Origin of the sequence: Pantoea sp. JGM49 (assembly GCF_018257655.1) — a bacterium.
Classification (GTDB): domain Bacteria; phylum Pseudomonadota; class Gammaproteobacteria; order Enterobacterales; family Enterobacteriaceae; genus Pantoea; species Pantoea communis.
Window position 1 is genome coordinate 90,177 of the sequence record NZ_JAERJM010000003.1, and the last position, 25,605, is coordinate 115,781.

A 25,605-nucleotide genomic window follows, 5' to 3' on the forward strand; every position below is an offset into this window, starting at 1 on the left:
CTCCTCACATTGCGTAACGCTTCACAAGATAAGCCACCACCGCTAACCAGACGATCACCGTCAGGAAGAATCCAGCCCAGCTGACAATCTTTTTGCCGCGTGCCCGCTGGACATCAGCCCGTTCTGCACTGCTGATGCGAATTTCACGCGGAAGCAAACGCAGCAGGATGATCACACCCAGCGGGACGATGATGGCATCGTCGAGTAAGCCGATAATGGGAATGAAATCAGGAATGAGATCGATGGGGCTGAGTGCATAGGCGACAATGCCAAATGCCAGCAGCTTAAACCACCAGGGGGTACGCGGATCGCGGCAGGCAAACCACAGCGTGAGCACATCGCGTTTAATTAAGCGTGCCCAGCGGCGCAAGCGCTTCAACATCCCGACTCTTCCTTATTAGTTATACTGGTCAATGGACAATATATTACCAATTTAACTTTTAAACCAGTCGGGTATATGCGCAGGCTAGCAGCCGCCATGAGATTGTCGGCGGAGTGTGTGTCAGGCTTTCATACCGATCAGTTCTTCCAGTTCTGTGTCACAGGCCGTGAACTCATCGGTAATGGTGCGAATCAACCAGTCCTGATAGCCAAAGTTTTCCCGGCGGGAATAGAGGCATTCAGAGCGGTACAACTTTTTCGGATCGCTGTTATTGACTCCATAACGATAAAAATGGACCAGCGAGTTGTCGCTATCGGGCACGGCGAGCGTGAAGCCGACAGCGCCATGACCATTATAAAAAAGGGTCACTGCATTGGTTTTACCTAAAGTTAATTTATGGATTACGTTGAATTTTTCATGCTGTAAAGCGGTATCCAAAGTACTTCTATAAGCTGTTTTCATGGTTATAGTTAAAAGTTTCTAATTTGTTAAACTATAGTTAACCAGAAAAAAAGCGCACCTGCTAACTTTGGTAGGTGTGTTGATAATTTGGATAGGTGTTTACCCGTGCCGTTTTTCTCCCCACGAGCGATGCAACATTTCATGGCGGTAGCGCATCCGCTATGATGTGCCCTTTGCAGCAGCAATCGCCAACCAGGAGAGCGGCATGAAATATATCGGCGCACACGTCAGTGCATCAGGCGGCGTAGACCAGGCAGTTATCCGTGCCCACGAACTCGAAGCCACAGCCTTTGCGCTGTTCACCAAAAATCAGCGCCAGTGGAAAGCCGCCCCGCTTTCAGGTGAAGTGATTGATGCCTTCAAAACCGCCTGTGAGAAATACAACTTCACTTCCGCGCAGATTTTGCCGCATGACAGCTACCTGATTAACCTTGGCCATCCGGTGATGGATGCGCTGGAGAAATCCCGAGAGGCGTTTCTGGATGAGATGCAGCGCGCCGAGCAGTTGGGGCTAACGTTGCTGAATTTCCACCCTGGCAGTCACCTGAAGCAGATTGAAGAAGAGGCCTGCCTGAAGCGCATCGCCGAATCGATCAATATCGCGCTGGATCAGACCCACAACGTGGTGGCAGTAATTGAGAACACCGCGGGTCAGGGTAGCAATCTCGGTTTCCGTTTCGAACACCTCGCCACCATTATCGAGCACGTCGAAGATAAATCACGCGTCGGTGTGTGTATCGATACCTGCCATGCATTTGCTGGCGGCTACGATCTGCGGACAGAAGAAGCCTGCGTGGAGACCTTCGCCGAATTCGAACGCATCGTTGGTTTCCAGTTCCTGCGCGGCATGCACCTGAATGACGCCAAAAGCACGCTCGGCAGCCGTGTGGATCGCCACCACAGCTTAGGTGAAGGCAACATTGGCAAGACGGTGTTTAGCTGGCTGATGAAGGATAAGCGCTTTGATGGCATCCCAATGATTCTGGAAACCATCAATCCGGATATCTGGAAAGATGAGATTGCGTGGCTGAAGTCGGAACAACAGGCTTAAAACAGACAGCAAAAAGGGAGCCGCAGCTCCCTTTTTTTAACCCGTGAAAATTACGCGGCTTTCGCCAGCTCTTCTTCCGGACGTTTCAGAATCGCGTAACCGAGGCCAGCCACTGCGGTACCAATCACAATCGACATCAGGTAACCCAGCACCGGGGTGATTGCACCCGGGATCAGCAGTACAAACAGACCACCGTGAGGTGCCATCAGTTTCGCGCCAACCAACATGGATACCGCGCCAGTGATTGCACCGCCGACGATGCAGCAAGGCAGCACACGCATAGGGTCACGCGCCGCAAACGGAATTGCACCTTCAGAGATGAAGCACAAGCCGAGCACCAGTGCCGCTTTGCCCCCTTCCTGCTGACCTTTGTTGAACTTACGACGTGCAACAATTGTTGCCAGGCCCATCGCTAACGGTGGCACCATACCGGCGGCCATGATCGCGGCCATCGGCGCATAGGTTTGCGAACTCAGCAGGCCGACACCGAAGGCGTACGCCACTTTGTTTACCGGACCACCCATGTCGGTACACATCATGCCACCAAGGATCGCGCCCAGTAGTACCGCATTGGCGGTGCCCATGTTTGCCAGCCAGTGCGTCAGACCGCTCATGATGCCCGCAACAGGTTTACCCACCACGTAAATCATCAGCAGGCCGGTAATTAAACTCGCTACCAGCGGAATGATCAGGATCGGTTTTAACGCTTCCATACTTTGCGGCAGTTTAACTTTGCTGCTCAGCATCTTCGCGGCGTAACCGGCAATGAAACCGGCGATGATACCGCCAAGGAAACCGGCGTTAATGCTGGTGGCGATCATACCGCCAATCAGACCTGGGGTCAGACCCGGACGGTCGGCAATCGAGAAAGCAATAAAGCCGGCCAGCACCGGTACCATCAGCGCGAAGGCACTGCCGCCACCAATCTGCATCAGCGCAGCCGCTAAGGTGCCCTGCTCTTTAAATGCGGTGATACCAAAGGCAAAGGAGAGCGCGATGCTCAAACCACCCGCTACCACCATCGGCAGCATGTAGGACACGCCGGTCAGCAGGTGACGATAAGCACCGGCTTTCTCTTTGCTGTCGCTTTGCGTGCTGGCTGACGCGTTGCCGCTCGGTTGATAGGTTTTGGCTTCAACCTGCGCTTTATCCAGTTCCTGCGCGGTTTTCTTCAGCGCCAGGCTGGTTGAGGTGCGGTACATCGGCTTGCCAGCGAACTTCGCCAGGTCCACATCGATATCTGCTGCCACGATCACCAGATCGGCCGCCGCCACCTCTTCAGGGGTGATGGCATTGCCTGCACCCACGGAACCGCGGGTTTCCACTTTTACCCACCAGCCACGCTTGGTCGCTTCTGCCTGAATCGCCTCAGCCGCCATAAAGGTGTGCGCTACGCCGGTTGGGCAAGCGGTAACCGCGACAATGCGTTTCTGACCGGTGCTCTGAGCGGCAGCTGGAGCAGTAACCGCCGCGGCAGCCTGCCAGACCTTGGCACTGGCTTTAGCCTGATTAATGGCCGCCAGCGGATCGCGCAGCGCCTGCTGCACATCGACCAGCGCCACGGATTTGCCTGCCAGTTGTGCATCGTTCGGCACAGCATGGCCAGCAACCAATACCAGTTCAGCATCGGCCGCGTTGTCAGTCAGCGTCAGGCCAGCCTGTGCTGCGGTTGCGCGCAGACGTTCTAAAGCCAGATGTCCTGATGCCAGTCCCAGTGAAGAATCTTTTATCAGCAGCGTTTTCATTATCGCTCTCCTGCTGTTAGTTAACGGGTTGTAAGTCGACGCGCGCCATCATCGCGGCCAACTGGGTACGATCGGTCACACCAACGTTGCTCTGGCTCACCGCCATCGCAGCCACTGCGGTAGCCAGACGCAAGGTATGCTCGCTGGATTCACGCATCAGCAGCCCGTAAATCAGGCCGCCGACCATTGAATCTCCCGCGCCTACGGTGCTGACCACTTCACAGGCTGGTGGTTTGGCGATCCATTCGCCAGAGGCGTTGACCCACAGTGCGCCTTCCGCACCAAGGGAAATCACCACATGGGCAATGCCCTGCTCACGCAGTTCATGCGCGGCTTCGATCACATCCTGCAAGGTTGGCAGTTTGCGGTCGGCCCAGATTTCCAGTTCACGACGGTTCGGCTTCACCAGCCACGGCGCGGCTTTCAGCCCCGCCACCAGCGCTTCACGACTGCTGTCGAAAATAATGCACGGACACAGGGTGCGCAGATCGCTCATCCATTTGGTGAACGCTTCGGGCGCCACGCCCGCGGGCAAGCTGCCGCTGACGCATACCATGTCGAACTGTCCCAGCCAGGTCAGGGAATCGGCAGTGAAGCGATCCCAATCCTGCGCGGTGACATTAAAGCCGGAGAAATTCAGATCGGTGACTTCACCGTCTTTTTCCGTCAGCTTGACGTTGATGCGGGTACGGCCCTGCACCACCTGAAAACGGTTGGCGATACCCAGCTCGCTGAACAGCTGCTGGAAGCCATCCTGGTTCTCTTTGCCGAGGAATCCACCGACGGTGACGTCGATACCCAGGTCTTTCAGCACTTTGGCAACGTTGATGCCTTTACCCGCCGCGTGCAGACCGGTGGTTTTCACCAGGTTAACTTCGCCACGTTCGATTTCTGGCGTATAGCCCACCAGATCGTAAGCGGGATTCAATGTGATTGTGGCAACGCGGCGGCTCATGCGACCCCCTCGCCCAGTCCAGAATTGATGGCCTCTTCGATGGCATTCAGCGCCTGCTGTGCATCTTCACCGCTGGCGGTAAAGCGCAGGCGATGGCCTTTTTTCACGCCCAGCGCGACAACTTTCATCAGGCTGCGTCCGTTGGCCGGTTTGCCGCTGCCGTCAAGGTTGGTGACGGTGATGTCACTGTTGAACTGTTTAATGACCGTAACCAGCGCAGTACCCGGACGTGCGTGCAGTCCGTGCTCGTTGCGGATAGTAAATTCAGCCACCAGTTGATCCGCGCTTTCATCCACTTCACTGGTCAGCAGCGCCAGGATGCCTGCCGCGTCGGCTTTCATCAGACGTTCAGCTTTGTTGCTCAGCAGCAGATTGCTCAGATAACCCAGCACTTCCAGCGGACGATCGTCAGTGGCGGCCACGGTCAACAGCAGCGCCACATTCTCGCCCTGATGCACGAATGGCGTGGCGGTACGGCTGACTGCAATGGCGCTACCAAGGTTGCCATTGGCGCTGTCACTCAGCCAGATGCCCTGTCCGAGGCTCAGCGGCGTACGCGAAATCGCATCCGCCACAAACGCCGCTTCAACAGCTCCTGCTGCCTGTAAACGTCCAGCGTTCAGCGCCTGCAAGGTGATGAGATCGCTGGCTGCAACGTCAACCGCAATCAGCGAGGTATCGAATTTGAACTCAGCCGCCTGCTTTTCACCCATCAGGATGGCACGGAGATCTTCGGCTGAGGCGGTTTTCAACTGCTCTGCGATACTGTCATCGCTCAATACGTGAGTCAGCTGGCGCAGCAGCGCAAGATGTTCATCTGATTTTGCCGCGATACCGATGGCGACATAAGCCGTTTGCCCGTCACCCCACTCCACGCCCTGCGGGAACTGATAAACCTGTACGCCGGTCTTCAGCACCATATCGCGCGTATCGGTGGTACCATGCGGAATGGCAATACCATTACCCAGGAAAGTGGTGGTCTGCTGTTCGCGCGCCAGCATGCCGTTAACGTAGCCTTCCGACACATTACCGGCTGCGGTTAACGCAGCGGCAACCTGACGGATAGCCTCTTCTTTATTTTGTGCACTGGCACCGGTATGGATGGCCTGAACGTCGAGCTGGAACATATTTCTCCTCGCTTGCTGAAATTGAATCGTTTCAGCTTAATGGCGAAAAATTACGCTGTACTTCTCGGGGGTTACCGAGAGGACAACGCTGAAACGTTTCAGGGAATATGGTACAGCATGAGAAAGCAGGCAAGAAAATGCGCGATCGGCGTAGCAGATTTTTGATGTTCCGCACACTTCAGATCGGATTTAAGATTTTTCAGGCCTGTACGGCTGACGTCATTGCTGTAACGCATGGGTCACATAAGGCAAATTCTTCAGCACCGCGTCAGCAATTTAAGGCGCGGTATCTGCTTCGAGTTGTAACAGGAAGGTCATCGCGGCTTCGCGACTGCTACCGCACATCTCTGCGCTGGGCTGTAAACCCGCACAGACTGCGGGACGCAGCGGAGAACCAAAAATTTTGCAGCGCTGATTGTCATCCAGCTGAACGCAGCGGGTATTGGCCGGTTTGCCCTGGGGCATGCCGGGAATCGGGGAAGAGATTGAGGGGGCTGTGCAACAGGCACCGCACTGGTCACGACAATACATCATGCGCTCCTGAGGATTTCGTCGCGACAATAGCAGGCTGATGACGGGAATGCCATGCGCGGGCAACAATTTTACACTGCCTCCCTTGCCTGTTTTTCACGGCGCGAGTAACGTGGCGCGCATTAACCTTTTCACAGCGAGTTATCCCCATGCCAAAGGCAAATGAAATCAAAAAAGGAATGGCTGTTACCTGGAACGGCAAACTGTTGCTGGTAAAGGACATTGATGTCCAGAGCCCAAGCGCACGCGGTGCTGCCACCCTCTATAAGATGCGTTTTACCGACGTGCGCACTGGCCTGAAAGTGGAAGAGCGCTTCAAGGGTGACGATATTATCGATGCCATTCAGCTTAGCCGTCGCGCCGTGACCTTCTCTTATATAGACGGTGACGAGTACGTGTTTATGGATGATGAAGATTACACGCCCTATAGCTTCAAGAAAGATCAGATTGAAGAAGAACTGCTGTTCATCCCTGAAGGCGGCATTCCTGGCATCCAGGTGTTAACGATGGAAGGTCAGGTGCTGGCGCTGGAACTGCCACAGACCGTGGACATGGAAATTGTCGATACTTCACCAGGCATTAAAGGCGCTTCCGCCAGCGCACGCACCAAACCCGCGGGCATGAGCACCGGCTTGTCGATCCAGGTACCGGAATACCTGAGCAATGGCGATCGCATCCGTATTCACGTGGCTGAACGCCGCTATATGAGTCGCGCGGACTAACCGCACGATTTTATCCGGCCGCTGAAGGTTGTTATAGTATAACAACGTCGTGCGCGCCGGGTATGTTGTCCGCGCGCCTGAAAATGGAGCCTGTAATGACGCGCGTTAATGTAATCACCGGATTTCTCGGCAGCGGCAAAACCACTACTCTGCTGCATCTGTTAGCCCATAAACCGGCCAATGAAAATTGGGCGATTCTGGTCAACGAGTTTGGCGAAGTAGGCATCGACGGCGCACTGCTCGCCGATCGCGGTGCCACGCTGAAGGAAATTCCTGGCGGTTGCATGTGTTGCGTGAACGGCCTGCCACTGCAGGTCGGACTCAATATGCTGTTAAAGCAAAATAAGCCCGATCGTCTGATTATCGAACCCACCGGCCTTGGCCACCCTAAACAACTGCTGGATATGCTGCGCGCCGCTGTGTATCAACCCTGGATTCAGGTTGATGCCACCATCACGCTGCTTGATGCGCGCCAGTTAGCCGACACGCGTGTCGTCGAGAATGAAAACTTCCGCGATCAACTGACCGCCGCCGATATTATCGTCGCCAATAAGAGCGATCGCTGGAGCGAGGAAGATCGTCAGCGCTTGCAGCAGTGGCAACAGGACAACCTGGGCGATCGCCAACTGGTCGAGTCGGCCTGGGGTAAAGTCGACCCCGCCCTGCTCAGCCAGCCCGCGTTGACGGATCGTGCGGTTCCTGAAGCGGCCCATCATCATCATACTTCACGTCCAAAAGGACTGGCAGCACTGAAACTTGAGGGTTCCGCACGTTGGCGCCGTGCATTAAATGAAGGCCAGGGCTATGCTTCCTGTGGCTGGATTTTTGATGGTGATACCGTGTTCGATACCATCCCGGCGCTAGAGTGGGCGCGGCTTGCACCGGTGGATCGCGTCAAAGGTGTACTGCGCACACCAGACGGTCTGGTGAACATTAATCGTCAGGGTGACGACTTCTTTATGGAAACGCGCCCCACCACACCGCCGGACAGCCGTATCGAGTTAATCCACCACCAATCTGTGGACTGGAACGTTTTGCAATCAACCTTGTTGAAGATTCGTTTAAATTAGCTGCGTTAGGTTGCCCCGTTATTTTTCTTTTTGAGTCTATTTCTTATGCGCGCGTCTCGTTTAATCACCATCCTGCTGCTGAATGCATTGGGGATCATGCTGTTCTTCTCGTGGTATCTGCCGCCAGACCATGGTTTCTGGTTTGGTATTGATAAAGCCATCTTCTTTAGCTTTAACGATAAGATGGTGGATCACCACGGTTTCGCTTTGCTGGTGGCGATCACCAATTACCGTGGCTTTGATGCGGTATCGCTGCTGGCGATGGGTCTGCTGTATCTGTGGTTCTGGCGTCGTGAAACGCCACAGGGCCGCCGCCGCATGCTGGCCATTGGTATCACCATGCTGCTCACCGCCGTGGTGCTCAATCAATTGGGTCATTTGATCCCCGTGCAACACGCCAGCCCAACGCTGTTCTTTGACAACGTGCATCGCGTGAGTGAACTGACAGGGATTCCGGCGAAAGATGCCTCCAGTAATAGCTTCCCAGGCGATCACGGCATGATGCTGATTATTTTTGCCTGCTTTATGTGGCGTTATTTTGGCTTTCGCGCTTTCCTGGTGGGTTTAGTGATTGTGGTGGTATTTGCACTGCCGCGGGTGATGGCGGGTTCTCACTGGTTTACCGATATTGCGGTGGGATCGATGTCGGTGATTCTGGTGGGGTTGAGCTGGTGTTTATTAACTCCGCTCAGTGACAAACTGGTGAATTGGCTCAATCGCGCCCTGCCAGGGAAATATAAGCCACGCACATAATTGTTAAGCGCGGATGACAATAAGTAGAAAAGTCGATCATCCGCGCTTATCGAATTCAGAAATACATTATTAGCAGGCTAACGTTTTTCTATTAAAAGAAAACATTATGATGCAAAACGCGTAACAATCGCCTTTTTCCTGGCTTGCCCAGCCAGAAGCCTCTCAAAATCAGCCCTAGCGCTGGAATTACCCCCTGAAAACCCGCCTTATTGGCTATTAAATCGCTACCAATCGTTGATAAAGTAACCATTGTGTTACGGATTGATTTCACATCAATAAAAGCTATAAAAATTTATATAAAAGCACTCGCCACGCGGTCTGTAATCGGTTAACCTCAAACGCGATTACTTAGAGTGCAGCATAAAATTCGGTGCCTTATGCAACAAAAATGTGTTCATTAACACATTTTAGTAATTAAGGAATTGTCTTAAGCCTTAGCTCTTATTAATCTCAAACCCGTTTTGTCATCTGGCTGGCGACATTGTGTCGTAAGGACTTCAAAGGAACACACGTATAATGGTCAAGTCTCAACCAATACTGAGATACCTCAGGCGGATCCTTCCCGCAGTAGCATTAGCAACACTCTTATCGGCATGTAGTAGTACGCATAACGGTCAGAACGCGAATAACGAGAATCATGAAGTTAACAACCAGAATGGTTTTTTACTTCAAGCGTCTCAGGACGAATTTGAACAAATGGTGCAGAATGTGGACGTTAAGTCCCGCATCATGGAACAGTACAGTGACTGGAAAGGTGTTCGTTATCGCTTAGGCGGCGACACCAAACGCGGCATTGATTGTTCTGCTTTTGTTCAGCGCACCTTTCGCGAGCAGTTCGGTTTAGATTTACCCCGTTCAACGTCAGAACAGCAGGATACGGGCAAAGAGATTTCTCGCGGCAAACTGCGCCCGGGTGATTTAGTGCTGTTCCGTGCCGGTTCTACCGGACGACACGTTGGCATCTATCTGGGTAACGATAACTTCGTTCACGCGTCCACCAGCAGTGGTGTGATGATCTCCAGTTTAAACGACAGTTACTGGAAAACGCGTTACCGTGAAGCCCGCAGGGTTTTAGCTAAAAACCCTAGCTAACGTATCCTTTTGAAGATCCTCTCAGCCAGAGAATCAGAAAACGCTGCCCAGGCAGCGTTTTTTTTCGCCTGCCGTTTCTTAACGCAAATCCGATAGATAAAAAGTAATTGAGAATCAGAAATATAACGAGACTTTTCGCGCTTCCTCGTTATATTCTCGTTTGCTTACTGGCAGCAAATTGTTGCGTCTTCGTCGGCTGAAAAAACCCGTCCTGATGCAATGTTTTACGCCAGACACCAGCGAGCAGTAGTGCACGATTTACATAATAATAATGGCGCCATAAAGGGGAATGCACTCCATGCCACTGTCGGGGACGTTAAAACGTCATGCAACCTATTCGCGCCGTATCGCCTGGAGTAGTGCGATCATCGGCGGTGTGTTCTTTCTGTTGTTTGTCATCGTACTGCTGACGCTCACCTGGCAAAAACGAGTACAACAACATGAACAGTTGCTGATCCATAGCCGCGACGATCTACAACAGGTGATGTCGACCCTGGTGGATACCCTTTATCCATTGCAACAATACACCCAGCTTGAATGCAGTAGCGTCAGCCGCGAACTCACTTCACGTGCCGCCTTTGCCGGCAATATCCGCGCGATTTTGCTGGTACGTAACAGTAATGCCTATTGTTCATCTGCTACCGGCGCCTTTCTGCTGCCTGCGAATGATATTTCGCCACAATCGGAACTGGAGCGCGATCGCGATTTACGCTTACTGGAAGGCACGCCCCTCTTGCCAACCAAACCGGCGCTGGCGTTGTGGATGAAGAATCCAGGCTCAGCTGAGACCGGCATTCTCGCCACCATGAATATCAGCCTGACGCCTTATCAGCTGCTGGCTTCTTATCATCCCGAAATCACCGGTATGGCGTTGGTGATTGGCGATAAAGCCCTGATGAGTGGCAAGAATCAGGTGGTGAACATCCACGATTTACCACCAGCCTTGAAAGAAATGAGTTTTAAAGATAATGGCATGCGCTTCGTGCTGTACGGTACGACGCTGGCGCAACGCGATTATCATCTGATCCTGCTGACCGGCCTCCTCTCAGCCCTGTTTATGAGTGCGGGTAGCTGGCTGCTGCTGACACTGTATCAGCGTCCTGGCAAAGAGATTATGCAGGGCATTAAACGTGGTCAGTTTCATGTTGAATATCAGCCCCTGGTCACCGCCCACGATGGGCAACCGTATGGCGTTGAAGCACTACTGCGCTGGACACATCCCACCGAGGGAATGATTCCCCCCGATGCCTTTATTAGCAACGCCGAAGCGCAAAATCTGATTATTCCCCTGACTCAGCATTTGTTTAAGCTGGTGGCACGCGATGCGAAGTTCCTCTGCCAGCAACTGCCGCGCGGCACGCGTATGAGCCTGAACCTTTCCCCTCTGCACCTCGCATCAGAAAGTTTTCGTCAGCATGTGCAGGAGTGGATTGCCGACATGCCAAAAGACCACTTCAACTATGTTTTTGAAATCACCGAACGCACCATGGTGGGCGAAAGAAATGCTGGCGAGATTTTTGCCTGGCTGCATGAGCAGGATATTAAAATTGCCATTGATGACTTCGGCACTGGCCACAGCGCATTGATCTATCTTGAACGCTATCCGTTTGACTACCTCAAAATTGATCGCGGTTTTGTACAGAGTATTGGTACCGAAACGGTGACCTCACCGGTACTGGACGCGGTATTGCTGCTGGCGAAGAAGCTCAATCTCAAAACCGTGGCAGAAGGCGTTGAAACCGGCGATCAGGCAGCGTGGCTGGTGAACCGTGGGGTGACACATCTGCAGGGATATTTATTCAGCCGCCCGCTGCGTCCGGAAAACCTGATCAGTTATTACCAACGTCAGGCAGCACTCGGTTAACGTCACGCTATCGTCACGAAACTGCTACCATTCAGTGCGGATTATTTAAGGAGAGCGCCCCACTTATGCTGCTGCGTCTTGTCACCGCGTTGTTGGTTTGTAGCGCCATCGCGCCACTGCATGCGGAAACCATCAATGAGAGTTATGCCTTTGCCAAGCTGGGCGAACCGAAGTATGTGGTGAATTTCACCCATTATGATTACGCGAATCCCGCTGCGCCTAAAGGCGGCAAGATGACCATCGCGGTGGTGGGCACTTACGATAACTTCAATCGCTTTGCTTCACGCGGTAATCCTGGCGTCGGAACCGATACGCTGTATGACGGGCTGTTCACCACCTCCGATGATGAGCCTGGCAGCTACTATCCCTTGATTGCTGAATCCGCCCGCTATCCCAGCGATTATCACTGGATGGAAGTCTCCATCAATCCGCATGCGCGTTTTCAGGACGGCAGCCCGATCACCGCCAAAGATGTCGCTTTCACCTTCCAGAAATTTATGACCGAAGGTGTGCCGCAGTTCCGCGTGGCGTTCCGTGGAGTTGAAGTGAAAGCGCTCAACAATCTCACCGTGCGTATCGACATGCCGAAACCGGACAAGGATATGATCCTGAGCTGGTTAACGCTGCCGGTATTGCCGCAAGCCTTCTGGCAGAATAAAAAATTCAACGAGCCGATCGGCTATCCCCCGCTCTCCAGCGGCCCCTATCGCATCACGTCTTATAAGCCAGGTCAGTTCATTCAATACAGTCGGGTGAAAAACTACTGGGCGGCAAATCTGCCGGTCAATCGGGGACGTTTTAACTTTGATACGCTGCGCTACGATTACTATCTTGATGACAATGTCGCCTTTGAAGCCTTCAAAGCCGGCGCCTCCGATCTGCGCGAAGAGGGTTCGGCGAAGAAGTGGGCCACGCAATACCGCGGGCGTAACTTTGATAGCCACGCCATCGTGAAAGCCACCACGCCGAATACCGTCTCCACCGATACTCGCTGGCTGGCCTTTAACAATGAAAAACCGCTGTTTGCTGACCGTCGGGTGCGTGAGGCGCTGACGCTGGCGTTCGATTTCGAGTGGATGAACAAAGCGCTGTTTTACGGGGCGTACAAACGCACTGATAGCTATTTCCAGAACACCGCCTATGCGGCCAAAGATTACCCTAAAGCCGACCAGCTCATTCTGCTGGCACCGTACAAAGCGCAGCTGCCCGCTGAAGTGTTCAACAACGACTATGCACCGCCGCGTTCCGATGGCAGCGGATTCGATCGCGGCAATCTGCTAAAAGCCATGAAGCTACTAAAAGAAGCGGGCTGGCAGATTAAGAATCAGCATCTGGTAAACGATAAGACCGGACAGCCCTTCCGCTTTGAACTGCTGATGCGCAGCGGCACGCAGAACGACTGGGCGCTGCCGTTCCAGCATAGCCTGCAGCGTTTGGGGATTCAGGTGGAGTTGCGGCAAATTGATAGCTCGCAGTATCTGCGCCGTTTACGCGAAGGCGATTACGATATGATCCCAACGCTGTATCAGGCCAATCCATGGCCCTCCACCAACTTACGTATCAGTTGGCAGTCGCAATACATTGCCTCCTCGTGGAACACGCCACGGGTGAAAGATCCCATCGTGGATCACTTTGTGCAGCAGATCGTCGAACATCAGGGCGATGAAAAAGCGCTACTGCCACTGGGCCAGGCACTGGATCGCATTCTGTTATGGAATGCCTATATGATCCCGATGTGGTACAACGCCGAACAGAGGCTGGCATACTGGGATAAATTTTCCCGCCCTGAAATCAAACCCGCGTATGCAACCGGGTTAGAGAACTGGTGGTATGACGTGAACAAAGCCGCACAATTGCCGGCCGACAGACGCTGAGGAGAGCGGTTTGGGTTCCTATTTCCTGCGCAGGTTGCTGCTGATTATTCCCACACTGTGGGCGATCATCACCCTGAACTTTTTTATCGTGCAGATTGCGCCCGGTGGACCGGTGGATCAGGCGCTGGCGAATGCGCAATTTGGTCATAGCTCCGGTTTTTCCTCGGGTAGTGCTGGAGATGTCGGCGGGCGCGGTGCGCTGGCGCATGATAATCCGGGCGACAGCCAATATCGCGGCGCGCGTGGCCTTGATCCTGAGGTGATCGCCGAGATCAAACACCGCTACGGTTTTGATAAATCGCTGCTGCAGCGCTATGGCGAAATGCTGTGGAACTATATTCGTTTTGATTTTGGCGACAGTTTGTTCCGTAGCGCCTCGGTGCTGCAGCTGATCAAAGAGAGCTTGCCGGTTTCCATCAGCCTGGGCTTGTGGAGTACGTTGATCATTTATCTGGTCTCGATTCCGTTGGGGATTAAAAAGGCAGTGCGCAACGGCAGCGCTTTCGATATCTGGAGCAGTACCTTTATCATCATTGGATACTCCATCCCGGCCTTTCTCTTCGGCATCATGCTGATTGTGCTGTTTGCCGGGGGCAGCTATTTCGACTGGTTCCCACTTCGCGGGCTGACCTCGCCGCAGTTTGATACGTTGCCGTGGTACAGCAAGATTGGCGACTATCTCTGGCACATCACGCTGCCGGTACTGGCCACGGTGATTGGCGGTTTTGCCACTCTAACCATGTTGACCAAAAACTCATTCCTCGATGAGATCCGCAAACAATATGTGGTCACCGCTCGCGCGAAAGGGCTGGATGAAAAACGTATTTTGTACGGCCACGTATTCCGCAACGCCATGCTGCTGGTGATCGCCGGTTTCCCTGCCACCTTTATCAGCATGTTCTTTACCAGCTCGGTATTGATTGAGGTGATGTTCTCTCTCAACGGACTCGGTTTGCTGGGATACGATGCCACCATTCAACGCGACTATCCGGTGATGTTTGGCACGCTGTATATCTTCACGCTGATCGGCTTGCTGATGAACATTCTCAGCGATCTGACCTATACGCTGGTCGATCCGCGCATCGATTTTGAGGGGCGCTAATGGGCTTATCGCTAATCAACCAGCAACGCTGGCAGCGCTTTCGTTATAACCGCCGTGGATACTGGTCGCTGTGGATTTTTCTGGTGATTTTTCTGCTTTCACTCGGTGCGGAGTTGCTGGCCAATGACAAGCCACTACTGGTGCACTATCAGCAACGCTGGTATATGCCGCTGTTGTTCAATTACAGCGAGAGTGATTTTGGCGGCGACTTTGCCACCCCTGCCGATTACCAGGACCCGTGGCTAAAACAGCGGATCGATCAGCAGGGATGGGCGCTGTGGGCACCGATTCGTTTCAGTGACAGCACCATTAATTTCGCCACCGATGTGCCCTTCCCTTCTCCGCCTTCGAAGCAGAACTGGCTCGGCACCGACGCCAATGGCGGTGATGTGCTGGCGCGTTTGCTATATGGCACGCGCATCTCGCTGCTGTTCGGGATCTTGCTGACCCTGTTCTCCAGCGTGATCGGTATCGTAATCGGTGCGGTGCAGGGCTATTTTGGTGGTCGTGTCGATTTAGTTGGCCAGCGTCTGATTGAGGTGTGGTCTGGCATGCCATCGCTATTTTTACTGATTTTGCTTTCGAGCGTGATTCAACCCGGCTTCTGGTGGCTATTGCTGGTCACCGTGATATTTGGCTGGATGAGCCTGGTGAGCGTGGTGCGAGCGGAGTTTCTGCGCACACGTAACTTTGATTATGTGCGTGCGGCACGCGCGCTCGGCGTCAGCGATGGACGCATTATGCTGCGCCACATGTTGCCGAATGCGATGGTAGCCACACTCACTTTCCTGCCCTTTATTTTATGCGGTTCGATTACCACTCTGACCTCGCTGGATTTCCTTGGTTTCGGCCTGCCAGTGGGCTCCCCTTCGCTGGGCGAACTGCTGTTACAGGGCAAAAACAACTTACAGGCGCCGTGGCTGGGGCTTTCCGGCTTCTTCGCCCTCGCCCTGCTCCTCTCGCTGCTGATTTTTATTGGTGAAGCGGTGCGTGATGCCTTTGATCCCAGCCGGGGGGTGAAATGAGCCTGTTAAGCGTCAACCATCTTGCCGTGGCCTTCAATCAGCGCCGCGTGGTGGAAGATATCTCACTGCAGATTGATGCCGGTGAAACCCTGGCGCTGGTCGGTGAATCTGGTTCAGGAAAAAGCGTCACGGCGCTCTCGATTATGCGCCTGCTGCCGCAGCCGCCTGTGACCTATCCGCAAGGTGAGATCCTGTTCAATGGCCAAAATATCTTGCAGGCCAGCGAGCGCGAGATGCGCGGTCTGCGTGGCAATCAGATGGCGATGATTTTCCAGGAACCGATGGTGTCGCTCAACCCGCTGCACAACGTTGAGAAGCAGCTGTATGAGGTGCTGTCTTTGCATCGTGGGATGCGTAAAGAAGCGGCGCGCGGCGAAATTCTTAGCTGCCTCGATCGCGTCGGCATCCGCAATGCGGCATCACGCCTCGGCGATTTCCCGCATCAGCTGTCAGGTGGGGAACGCCAGCGCGTGATGATTGCCATGGCGTTACTGACGCAGCCCAAACTGCTGATTGCCGATGAGCCCACCACCGCGCTGGATGTCACGGTGCAGGCACAAATTCTGCGCTTGCTGCGTGAACTGCAGCGCGAACTGAATATGGGCATGCTGTTCATCACCCACAATCTCAATATCGTCCGCCAGCTGGCGCATCGTGTCACGGTGATGCGCGAGGGTCGGGAAGTGGAGCACAATCTATGCAAGCCGCTGTTCAGCCAGCCCGAGCATCCTTATACGCGTGAATTACTCGCCGCCGAACCGGATGGTCAGCCTGTGCCGCTTAACGATGCACAGCCGCTGCTGCAGGTTAAAAACCTGCACGTGGGCTTTCCGATTAAACGCGGATTGTTCAAACGCAGCGTGGCGGAAAAAACCGTGCTCAGCGATCTCAACTTCACACTGCGCCGGGGTGAAAGCCTTGGTTTGGTGGGGGAATCCGGTTCAGGCAAAAGCACCACCGGATTGGCGCTGCTGCGTTTGATTACCGCGCGCGGTGAGATTTGGTTTGACGGTCAGCCGCTGCATAGCCTATCGCGTAAACAGCTTTTGCCGCTGCGTCCGCATATTCAGGTGGTGTTTCAGGATCCCAACTCATCACTCAATCCGCGCATGACGGTACAACAGGTGATTGCAGAAGGGCTGGCAGTACATCGTCCTGAACTAAGTGCCGCCGAGCAGGAAGCGAAAGTGATTGCCGTGATGCAGGAAGTGGGACTGGATGCAGAGAGCCGTTCACGCTACCCCGCAGAGTTTTCCGGTGGACAACGTCAGCGTATCGCCATTGCCAGAGCGCTGATTCTTGAGCCGCAGTTAATCGTGCTGGATGAACCGACCTCTTCGCTGGATCGCTCAGTGCAGAAGCAAATTCTCACCCTGCTGCGTCGTTTACAGCAGCAGCACCAGTTAGCGTATCTGTTTATTAGCCATGATTTGCAGGTGGTGCGCGCACTCTGCCATCAGCTAATTGTGCTGCGCCAGGGGGAAGTAGTGGAACAGGGAGAATGCGAAGCGTTGTTTAACGCACCGGCCAGCGATTATACGCGTCAGCTTTTAGCCTCCGCGCAGGGCGAATCGTTAACTCAGTGACCTTCAAAGGTCTCTGCGATGGCAACGCCCTGATTTTTCAGACAGCAGTTGGTGGTACTTTCGTCACCGCGCTGAATCAGTAAACAGGGCTGCCCTTCACACAGGGCAATTTTGCAATCGACCTGAATCTGCGCCAGCGTCTCTTGCAACTGGTGCAGAATTTCCAGCGCCGGATGGCCATCGTGACTTAACAGACGCAGTGCGACGAGATCTTCATCGTGCACACCGTTGACCGCTTCCTGACGTTCAATTTCACCGACATGGTCGGCTGACCAACGATAATGTTGCGGTAAGCGATGCATAACCGAAAGTTGCAGCATAATTACAGTCCCCAGAGACGTTAACGCTTATTCACGACGACGGCGATTACGCAGTGAATCCCTACCTGGTAAACTCAGAATACGGACGTCAAGGTTTGCCTTCTCGTTTTAAACACAAAGCATGTAGCAAAGTTATTATTTGCGAGCTTTCTCGCATTTATGCCTATGTGTACCTTGTTCGGCGGCAGTTAACAATCATTTTAGACGCAATATAGTTACTTTTTTACACCTAAATTTTCACATTATGGAAACATTAAGCATAACGAAAATGTAGGGATTCGCGAGTGAACGTGAAGAATTCATCGCATACGGCAAGAGGGAATGTGACAACGGCGCGGTTTTTTATTCGCGATTTCAATGGCTCTAAAAACCAGTAAACTCCGCGATCAACCGCGCCGTAAGAGGAAAGTGCAGATTTAAGCGTGGCGTGGACGTGCGGCGTAGCTAAACAACACAATGGATACGGTTGCGCATAGGGCAATGGTCGCCACCATTGGCCAGGCGCTGTTAATACTCACCAGTGACAGCAATGCCCCCACCAGCGCACCCACGCCAAAGCGCAAAGTACCGGCCAGTGACGATGCGGTGCCCGCCATATGCGGAAACTCATCGAGAATCACCGCCATCGCGTTCGAAGAAACCGTCGAGACGCAGCCGATAAACATCGCCACGCCAAACACCAGCGACAGGAAACCTAAATCCAGCGCGCTAGCAATCAGCAGCCAGATGCCCATCGCAAACTGTATGATCAGTCCGATACGGAACATCGCCAAAGGCCCGAAGCGGCGTACCGCGCGGCTGTTGATCAGCGTCATGACAAACAGGAACACCACGTTAAGGCCAAAGTAGCAGCCAAAGTTTTGCGGTGAAACGTGATTCACTTCGATGTAAACAAAAGGCCCGGCGTTGAGGAAGGTAAACAATCCCGCAAAGGAGAAGCCGCTTGCCAGCATGTAGCTGAACGCACGTTTATGGCGCACCAGCGCGACGAAGTTACTCAGCGTGGTTCGCAAATGGAAGCGCTGCCGCAGTTCAGGCTTGAGCGTCTCGCGGATCTGCGTCACCACCAGTACGGTAGTGATCAATGCGGCCACAGCCAGCGTCCAGAAAATCGCGTGCCAGTTCCACAGCAGCAACAGCCAACCGCCGATAATGGGTGCCAGTAACGGTGCAATGGTGGTGACCAGCATGACAAACGACATCATGCGCGAGAAATCCTCTTTCGAGTAACTGTCTCGCATCAGCGCGTTAATCACCACGCTGGCCGCTGCCGCCGACAAGCCGTGCAGGAAGCGCATAAAGATCAGTTGATCAATGGACTGCGACAAGGCACATGCCGCCGCGGCGCAGGCAAAGATCAGCGTGCCCAGCACAATCACCGGTTTACGTCCGTAGCTGTCCGCCAGCGGGCCATACACCAACTGCCCGATAGCAAACCCCAGAATGTAAAGGTTCAGCGTCATCTGCACGCTGCCTGCCGAAACGGCAAATTCGCGTGCGATTTGCGGCATTGCCGGCAAATACATATCAATGGAGAGCGGCATCAGCATCGCCAGCAATCCCAGAATCACGACCAACCCTACCGGTGAATTCTTTTCCTTACGCACCGCTTTCTCCCGCTATTTGCGTTTTTTCAGCTCTTCTGGCAGGCCGATGCTGTCGACCTCTTCTTCCGTGAGTTCACGGTATTCACCTTCAGCCAGGTCGTCATCCAGCACAATCTCGCCAATGCTTTCGCGATGCAGCGCGGACACATGATTACCCATCGCGGCAAACATGCGTTTGACCTGATGATAGCGGCCTTCCGTGATAGTTAAACGAGCGGCTTTTTCATCGAGGATTTCCAGCACCGCCGGTTTGGTCAGTTCTTTCTCATTGTGCAGTTGAATCCCCGTCGCGAACTTCTCCACCAGCGCAGGATCAATCGGCTCTTCCACTTCAACCAGATAGGTTTTTTCCAGGTGATGGCGCGGAGAGGTAATACGGTGTGACCACTGACCATCGTCCGTCAACAGCACCAGACCGGTGGTGTCGATATCCAGACGGCCCGCCGCATGCAGCTTAAAAGCAGCCGGTTCTTCCATGAAGAACAACACGGTAGGATGATCGGGATCGTCAGTGGAGCAGACATAGCCCTGCGGCTTATTCAGCATGAAGTAGCGTGGGCCGGTTTGCACCACCAGGGGGTTGCCGTCGTATTCGATTTCGTCATCTGGCAACACTTTGTAGCCCGCGTCGCGAACCACTTCGCCGTTAATGGTGACTTTCCTGGCGCGGATTTCGCGGCCAGCGATAGCACGGCTGACTTCCAGCTGCTGAGATATGAATTTTTCGAGTCGCATGAATTCGCTTTTGCCTGTTACTACGGAGGGAACTGAAACGGCGTTTTTAAACCGTTAAAAAAGTGTGGGCAGTATAGCTTGATCCTTCGCCTGCTAACAGTACCGCGCCTGCGTTTCAGCTGTTTTCATGGCATAATGCGTGTCCGTTTGAAGAAAAAAGTTTGCCCTGATGTCCTTCACCCTGCGCCCGTACCAGCAAGAGGCGGTTGACGCCACGCTCCAGCATTTTCGCCGCCACGATGCGCCCGCCGTGATTGTGCTGCCGACGGGTGCCGGTAAAAGTCTGGTGATTGCTGAACTGGCGCGCATTGCCCGAGGCCGCGTGCTGGTGCTGGCGCATGTGAAAGAGTTGGTCGAGCAGAACCACAGCAAATATCAGGCGTATGGTCTGGAAGCCGATATTTTTGCCGCCGGTTTACAGCGCAAACAGAGCGAAAGCAAAGTGGTATTTGGCAGCGTGCAATCCGTGGCGCGCAATCTGGATCGCTTCGACAGCGCCTTTTCTCTGGTGATCGTCGATGAGTGCCACCGCATCAGCGACAACGAAGAGAGTCAGTATCAGCAGCTGTTCGCCCATCTGCGGCAGCATAATCCTCAACTGCGCCTGCTGGGGCTCACCGCGACGCCCTTTCGCCTCGGTAAAGGCTGGATTTATCAGTTTCACTATCACGGCATGGTGCGCGGCGATCAGCACGCGCTATTCCGTGACTGTATTTATGAATTGCCGCTGCGCTACATGATCAAGCACGGTTTCCTTGTGCCACCCGAACGGCTGGATATGCCGGTCGTACAGTACGATTTCAGCCGCCTGATCCCGCAAAATAACGGTTTATTCAGCGAAGCCGATCTCAATCGCGAATTAAAGCAGCAGAATCGCGTCACGCCGCACATCATCAGACAGATCGTGGAGTTCGCGGAGGATCGTCGTGGCGTGATGGTATTCGCCGCCACGGTAGAACATGCGCGTGAAATTCTTTCTCTGTTGCCGGAAAACAGTGCATTAGTCTCAGCGGAAACAGTGGTGAAAGAACGTGACCGCTTGATCAGCGAATTTAAAGCACAGCAGTTAAAGTTTCTGGTGAACGTGGCGGTACTGACCACCGGCTTTGATGCGCCGCATGTAGATCTTATCGCCATATTGCGCCCCACCGAATCGGTCAGTTTGTATCAACAGATTGTCGGGCGCGGCCTGCGTTTGTCACCAAACAAAACCGACTGCCTGATCCTCGATTATGCTGGCAATCCGCACGATCTCTTTACACCGGAAGTCGGCACGCCAAAAGGCGCCAGTGACAATCAGCCGGTGCAAGTGTTCTGCCCAGCCTGTGGTTTCGCCAATACCTTCTGGGGAAAAACCACCGAAGATGGCCATATCATTGAACATTTTGGCCGTCGGTGTCAGGGCGTGATGGAGGATGATGAGGGCAATCGTGAACAGTGCGACTATCGCTTCCGCTTTAAAAGTTGTCCCGACTGCGGTGCAGAAAACGATATTGCGGCCCGCTGCTGTCATCAGTGCGATCGTATTATGGTCGACCCTGATGATATGTTGAAAGCCGCGCTAAAACTTAAAGATGCACGTGTGCTGCGCTGCGGCGGTATGACGCTGGAGCAAGGGCGCGACGAGAAAGGCGAATGGCTAAAAGCGACCTACTTTGATGAAGATGGCACCAGCGTCAGTGAACGTTTTCGTCTGCAAACGCCTGCTCAACGTAAAGCCTTCGAGCAGCTGTTTATGCGCCCACACCAGCGCGCACCCGGCGTGGAACTCGGTTGGCAAACGGCTGCGGATGTTATCGCTTTGCAGCCACTGCTGCGTCATCCCGATTTTGTGGTGGCACGCGCGAAAGGTCATTTCTGGCAAATTCGCGAGAAGATATTCGATTATCAAGGACGTTATCGACGCGCGAATGAGCTGCGTTAAGCGACGGAATCATTTGCCCGCGTCTTCTATTGCGGCTATAATGCCGCCCGCTTTTGCATCCGTAAAAGCATATGAATAACCGTCTGTTGCTGGGTCGCCTGTAGCAGAAATGATTGAAGAGAAATCAAATGACCACTTTCAACGCTGAAGTACGTAAAGAGCAGGGTAAGGGTGCGAGCCGCCGTCTGCGTGTAGCAAATAAATTCCCAGCCATCATCTATGGCGGAAACGAAGCGCCAGTTGCTATCGAACTGGACCACGACGTTGTAATGAACCTGCAGGCTAAGCCTGAGTTCTACACCGACGTGCTGACCATCGTTGTTGATGGTAAAGAAGTTAAAGTTAAAGCTCAGGCGGTACAGCGTCATCCGTTCAAGCCAAAACTGCACCACATCGACTTCGTTCGCGCTTAATCGCCAACGAGTTGAAAAGAGAACGCCGCTTACGCGGCGTTTTTTTTGCCTGAAAATCAGTTACCGCTGGTTCGGCGCTGTAACTGATCGCGCAGATTAGGCGGTGTGCCTTTGATGGTCAGGGTATCGGTCGCGGGATCCCAAAAAATGCGCTCGCCCAGTAGCATGGCATCAAAATTCAGCGTCAGGCCGCCACCGCTGCCAGCAAACTTGGTCAACTGGCGTAATGTGCTACGGTCAGCCGGGAAATGCTCTTCCAACTCATAACCCTGCTCCTGGGTAAAGGCCTGGAAGGTTTTCTCTCCCAGCGGCGGCAGTTCACTGGAAAGATCTTCCAGCGCAATCTCCTCACCCGCCTGCAGTTGGTCGTTGCAGTAGCTGTAAACCTGCTGACGATAGTTCTGGCGCTCGTTCTTATCGAGATTCGATTCCGCGCAGTAATCATCTACCGCCTGCAGCAACCCCCGGTTCTGTGCTTTGGTATCGAGTCCAACGCTGGCACCGAGGAAATCCATAAAGAAATCGGCCACTTTGCGCCCGACGCGTCCACGCAGGAAGGTCAGATAACGGGTGGATTCTGGGTTGGTTTCCCATTCAGTAAGATCGATACGCGCCACAATATCCGCATGATTAATATCGAGATAATGAGTGCTGCTAATATCCAGTTGTTCATTGACGCGCATGCTTGACTGGCTGCTCAGCATCGCCACCAGCAAATACTCCACCGCCAGATAGCGATAGTGCAGGAACAGCACCACGCCACTTTCCGCAAACGGATATTTGCCCAGCTCATCACGCAGACGCCCGGTCGCGGCACGGCTAAAGGCCAGAAAGTCATCTTCCCCTTTGCGGCAATTGCGCAGCGCATCGGCCAGTTCACTCTCTTCATTAAACAGGCCATAGGCTTTGCTTTTGGCGCTGTACACCCGATGCAGCTCTTCTGCCATCTCTTCTACCGCACGGGTCGCGGGCAGCAAAGTGTCGCGCAGGACCACCTCAAGCTGGTTTTCATCACGTTTGACTAACTGATGCAGGGCAATCTGGTCGATATCCAGACTCATGGTAGACTCTCCTTTGGGCTCAGGCGCGTATTCAAACACCGCCCGCCGCTGCTTTCAACTCCACGCACAAACTGATCGCTCTGCTTGCGATTTAATTGCGGAAAAAAGCGCGTTGTTACGGTAATATACCGCCTTTTCACACTTGATTAGTCGACGATATGCCACAATCATCCCGTTATAGCGACGAGCGCGTAGAGAAGCTTCTCGCGCAGATGGCGCAGATTCTTGAAAAAGACAAAGCGCCAACCGACCTTTCCCTGATGGTGTTAGGGAACATGGTAACCAATTTGATTAACACCAGTGTCTCGCCGGCCCAGCGCCGCAGCCTGGCGAAATCTTTCGCGGAAGCGTTGCAGTCTTCCGTTCGCGATGACAACGCCCACTAAATTGCAGATCTGACCTCATAAATATGGTAACCAACCGGCAGCGCTACCGCGAAAAAGTCTCCCAGATGATCAGCTGGGGGCACTGGTTTGCCCTGTTTAACATCATCTTCGCGCTGATTTTAGGCAGCCGCTACCTGTTGGTCGCCGACTGGCCCGCCTCGCTTGCGGGCCGTATTTATGCCTATACCAGCTGGATTGGCCACTTTAGCTTTATTGTGTTTGCCGGTTATCTGCTGATTATCTTCCCACTCACCTTTGTGGTGATGTCACAGCGATTGCTTAGGGTGCTGTCGGCGATTATCGCCACTGCCGGGCTGACGCTGATTATGGTCGATAGCGCGGTATTCAACCGCTTCCACCTCCATCTGAATCCGGTGGTGTGGGAGTTGGTCATCAACCCCGACCAAAGCGAGATGGCGCGTGACTGGCAGCTGATGTTTATTAGCGTACCGGTCATCTTCCTCGTGGAGATGTTGTTTGCCACCTGGAGCTGGCAGAAGCTGCGCAGCCTGAATCGACGCTCATTTGGTAAGCCGCTGGCCGCGCTGTTTATCTGTGCTTTCTTTGCCAGCCATCTGCTGTATATCTGGGCCGACGCCAATTTCTATCGCCCGATTACCATGCAGCGCGCCAATCTGCCGCTCTCCTATCCGATGACCGCGCGACGCTTTCTTGAACGCCATGGCTTGCTGGATGCGCAGGAGTATCAGCGTCGTCTGGTGCAACAGGGTGATCCTGAGGCGCTGTCAGTGCAGTATCCGCTGAGTGATATCACCTTCCGCGATGGCGGCACACGCCACAACCTGCTGCTGCTAACCGTTGATGGTTTGAGTCATGACAATCTGGATAAGGCAATGCCATCGCTGAATCAGTTTGCCAGTGACAACGTACGCTTTACCCAACACTACAGTGCCGGGATTGCGCCGGAGAAAGGCATGTTCGGGCTGTTTTACGGCATCTCCTCCAGCTATATGGACGGCGTACTTGCCGCGCGCATGCCTTCGGCGTTACTCGGTGCGCTAAATTCGCAGGGGTATCAGTTTGGTCTGTTCTCCTCCGATGGTTTCAGCCAACCCTTGTATCGCCAGGCGCTGTTAGCGGATTACAGCCTGCCAGAGGCGGATGCTCAGCCAAACAGCACGACGGTGAACCAATGGCAAAACTGGCTCAACGGCCAGAAAGCCGAGGGTGCGCCCTGGTTCTCCTGGATTTCACTTGATGGCGTCAACGTGACTGGCGAAAGCATTAAAGCGCGTCAGCGCAGCTATTTGCGCCAGGCTAACAGCGTTGATGAGCAAATTGCGGCCGTGCTACAGACGTTGCAGCAACGCGATTTGCTCAAAAATACCGTGGTGGTGATTACCGCCCAGCGTGCGGTTACGCCGGATAATGATGATAATCCGGGCAACCGTGCAACGTTACGGGTGCCTCTGGTGGTGCACTGGCCGAATACGCCGGCGCAGACCATCGATCGTCTGACCGATCAGCAGGATGTGATGACGACGTTGATGCAACGTCTGCTGCACGTGCGCACCAATCCGGCCAATTATTCACAGGGTGAAGATCTGTTTGCTGCTCAACGCAGTCACAACTGGGTCGCCAGTAGTGAAGAGGGCAAACTGGTGGTGACTACGCCAACCGTGACGCTGGTGCTGAATAACAACGGCAGTTATAGCGCCTACGATGCTCAGGGTAACAAACTGAAGGATCACAAACCGCAGCTGGCATTACTGCTACAGGTATTGACGGAAGAGAAGCGCTTTACCGCAAACTGATTAATTATGAGGCAGTTAAAACCTGCGCATATTGCAATCGTGA

The 25,605-nt window shown here is 53.7% G+C and carries 24 protein-coding genes; 14 read left to right on the forward strand and 10 right to left on the reverse strand.

Going from position 1 to position 25,605, the window contains the following annotated elements:
• Window positions 1-4: 4 nt before the first annotated feature.
• Window positions 5-382 carry a YkvA family protein gene (locus JK231_RS06445; RefSeq protein ID WP_034824950.1) on the reverse strand — a complete coding sequence of 126 codons (378 nt, stop codon included), beginning with the start codon at window positions 380-382 and terminating at the stop codon, window positions 5-7.
• A gap of 120 nt (window positions 383-502) precedes the next feature.
• A complete protein-coding gene (locus JK231_RS06450) occupies window positions 503-820 on the reverse strand; it encodes a hypothetical protein (protein WP_058962262.1) in 318 nt (105 codons plus the stop codon).
• Window positions 821-1,049: 229 nt separating this feature from the next.
• On the opposite strand from JK231_RS06450, the gene nfo reads away from it, so the two are divergent.
• Complete coding sequence (nfo, locus tag JK231_RS06455; protein WP_038649994.1) at window positions 1,050-1,895, forward strand: deoxyribonuclease IV; 846 nt, start codon at window positions 1,050-1,052, stop codon at window positions 1,893-1,895.
• A 50-nt stretch (window positions 1,896-1,945) separates the two neighbouring features.
• Here the strand turns inward: nfo and fruA are convergent, their stop codons facing one another.
• From fruA to JK231_RS06475, 4 genes are all read right to left on the reverse strand, one after another.
• The gene (gene fruA, locus JK231_RS06460; protein WP_058962260.1) at window positions 1,946-3,640 is read right to left on the reverse strand and encodes a PTS fructose transporter subunit IIBC; all 1,695 of its coding nucleotides are present in this window, start codon (window positions 3,638-3,640) and stop codon (window positions 1,946-1,948) included.
• A 16-nt stretch (window positions 3,641-3,656) separates the two neighbouring features.
• Window positions 3,657-4,595 (reverse strand): 1-phosphofructokinase, encoded by a 939-nt coding sequence (gene fruK / locus JK231_RS06465; protein WP_038645831.1) that lies wholly within the window; start codon window positions 4,593-4,595, stop codon window positions 3,657-3,659.
• Complete coding sequence (gene fruB, locus JK231_RS06470) at window positions 4,592-5,722, reverse strand: fused PTS fructose transporter subunit IIA/HPr protein (RefSeq protein ID WP_211728234.1); 1,131 nt, start codon at window positions 5,720-5,722, stop codon at window positions 4,592-4,594. Before fruB ends, fruK begins: the two co-directional genes overlap by 4 nt.
• 276 nt (window positions 5,723-5,998) lie before the next feature.
• Entirely contained in the window at window positions 5,999-6,253 is a 255-nt protein-coding gene (locus JK231_RS06475) for a YkgJ family cysteine cluster protein (protein WP_097116606.1), read from the reverse strand.
• A 149-nt stretch (window positions 6,254-6,402) separates the two neighbouring features.
• On the opposite strand from JK231_RS06475, the gene yeiP reads away from it, so the two are divergent.
• The 9 genes from yeiP (at window position 6,403) to yejF (ending at window position 17,341) form a co-directional block, all read left to right on the forward strand.
• Window positions 6,403-6,975 carry an elongation factor P-like protein YeiP gene (gene yeiP / locus JK231_RS06480; RefSeq protein ID WP_034824964.1) on the forward strand — a complete coding sequence of 191 codons (573 nt, stop codon included), beginning with the start codon at window positions 6,403-6,405 and terminating at the stop codon, window positions 6,973-6,975.
• Window positions 6,976-7,070: 95 nt separating this feature from the next.
• The gene (locus JK231_RS06485) at window positions 7,071-8,045 is read left to right on the forward strand and encodes a GTP-binding protein (RefSeq protein WP_097116605.1); all 975 of its coding nucleotides are present in this window, start codon (window positions 7,071-7,073) and stop codon (window positions 8,043-8,045) included.
• 45 nt (window positions 8,046-8,090) lie between these two features.
• A complete protein-coding gene (locus JK231_RS06490) occupies window positions 8,091-8,798 on the forward strand; it encodes a phosphatase PAP2 family protein (protein ID WP_097116604.1) in 708 nt (235 codons plus the stop codon).
• Window positions 8,799-9,314: 516 nt separating this feature from the next.
• A complete protein-coding gene (gene mepS, locus JK231_RS06495) occupies window positions 9,315-9,890 on the forward strand; it encodes a bifunctional murein DD-endopeptidase/murein LD-carboxypeptidase (protein WP_034824970.1) in 576 nt (191 codons plus the stop codon).
• Between the two features lie 298 nt (window positions 9,891-10,188).
• Entirely contained in the window at window positions 10,189-11,754 is a 1,566-nt protein-coding gene (locus tag JK231_RS06500; protein ID WP_211728235.1) for a cyclic di-GMP phosphodiesterase, read from the forward strand.
• Window positions 11,755-11,819: 65 nt separating this feature from the next.
• Window positions 11,820-13,628, forward strand: a complete 1,809-nt coding sequence (locus JK231_RS06505; protein WP_160833475.1) for an extracellular solute-binding protein — start codon at window positions 11,820-11,822, stop codon at window positions 13,626-13,628.
• Window positions 13,629-13,638: 10 nt separating this feature from the next.
• Entirely contained in the window at window positions 13,639-14,730 is a 1,092-nt protein-coding gene (locus JK231_RS06510; protein ID WP_211728236.1) for a microcin C ABC transporter permease YejB, read from the forward strand.
• Window positions 14,730-15,755, forward strand: coding sequence for a microcin C ABC transporter permease (locus tag JK231_RS06515; RefSeq protein WP_211728237.1), 1,026 nt, complete (start codon window positions 14,730-14,732; stop codon window positions 15,753-15,755). Before JK231_RS06510 ends, JK231_RS06515 begins: the two co-directional genes overlap by 1 nt.
• Window positions 15,752-17,341, forward strand: a complete 1,590-nt coding sequence (gene yejF, locus JK231_RS06520) for a microcin C ABC transporter ATP-binding protein YejF (RefSeq protein ID WP_211728238.1) — start codon at window positions 15,752-15,754, stop codon at window positions 17,339-17,341. Before JK231_RS06515 ends, yejF begins: the two co-directional genes overlap by 4 nt.
• Here the strand turns inward: yejF and JK231_RS06525 are convergent.
• From JK231_RS06525 to rsuA, 3 genes are all read right to left on the reverse strand, one after another.
• Window positions 17,335-17,661 (reverse strand): hypothetical protein, encoded by a 327-nt coding sequence (locus tag JK231_RS06525; RefSeq protein WP_097116600.1) that lies wholly within the window; start codon window positions 17,659-17,661, stop codon window positions 17,335-17,337. The two genes, yejF and JK231_RS06525, sit on opposite strands and share 7 nt — an antisense overlap.
• A 416-nt stretch (window positions 17,662-18,077) precedes the next feature.
• Window positions 18,078-19,268 (reverse strand): Bcr/CflA family multidrug efflux MFS transporter, encoded by a 1,191-nt coding sequence (locus JK231_RS06530; RefSeq protein ID WP_211728239.1) that lies wholly within the window; start codon window positions 19,266-19,268, stop codon window positions 18,078-18,080.
• A 12-nt stretch (window positions 19,269-19,280) separates the two neighbouring features.
• Window positions 19,281-20,003, reverse strand: coding sequence for a 16S rRNA pseudouridine(516) synthase RsuA (gene rsuA, locus JK231_RS06535; protein WP_058961320.1), 723 nt, complete (start codon window positions 20,001-20,003; stop codon window positions 19,281-19,283).
• A gap of 169 nt (window positions 20,004-20,172) precedes the next feature.
• On the opposite strand from rsuA, the gene JK231_RS06540 reads away from it, so the two are divergent.
• Both JK231_RS06540 and rplY read left to right on the forward strand, forming a co-directional pair.
• On the forward strand, window positions 20,173-21,927 hold the full coding sequence (locus tag JK231_RS06540; protein WP_211728240.1) for a DEAD/DEAH box helicase: 1,755 nt from the start codon (window positions 20,173-20,175) through the stop codon (window positions 21,925-21,927).
• 128 nt (window positions 21,928-22,055) lie between these two features.
• Window positions 22,056-22,340 carry a 50S ribosomal protein L25 gene (gene rplY, locus JK231_RS06545; RefSeq protein ID WP_034824983.1) on the forward strand — a complete coding sequence of 95 codons (285 nt, stop codon included), beginning with the start codon at window positions 22,056-22,058 and terminating at the stop codon, window positions 22,338-22,340.
• Window positions 22,341-22,396: 56 nt separating this feature from the next.
• Here rplY and yejK read toward each other — a convergent pair whose 3' ends face one another.
• Window positions 22,397-23,401 (reverse strand): nucleoid-associated protein YejK, encoded by a 1,005-nt coding sequence (gene yejK / locus JK231_RS06550; RefSeq protein ID WP_211728241.1) that lies wholly within the window; start codon window positions 23,399-23,401, stop codon window positions 22,397-22,399.
• A 158-nt stretch (window positions 23,402-23,559) separates the two neighbouring features.
• Here yejK and JK231_RS06555 point away from each other — a divergent pair, with 158 nt between their 5' ends.
• Window positions 23,560-23,787 (forward strand): YejL family protein, encoded by a 228-nt coding sequence (locus JK231_RS06555; RefSeq protein ID WP_034824987.1) that lies wholly within the window; start codon window positions 23,560-23,562, stop codon window positions 23,785-23,787.
• 23 nt (window positions 23,788-23,810) lie between these two features.
• Window positions 23,811-25,562, forward strand: a complete 1,752-nt coding sequence (yejM, locus tag JK231_RS06560; protein WP_097116597.1) for an LPS biosynthesis-modulating metalloenzyme YejM — start codon at window positions 23,811-23,813, stop codon at window positions 25,560-25,562.
• Window positions 25,563-25,605 lie beyond the last annotated feature (43 nt).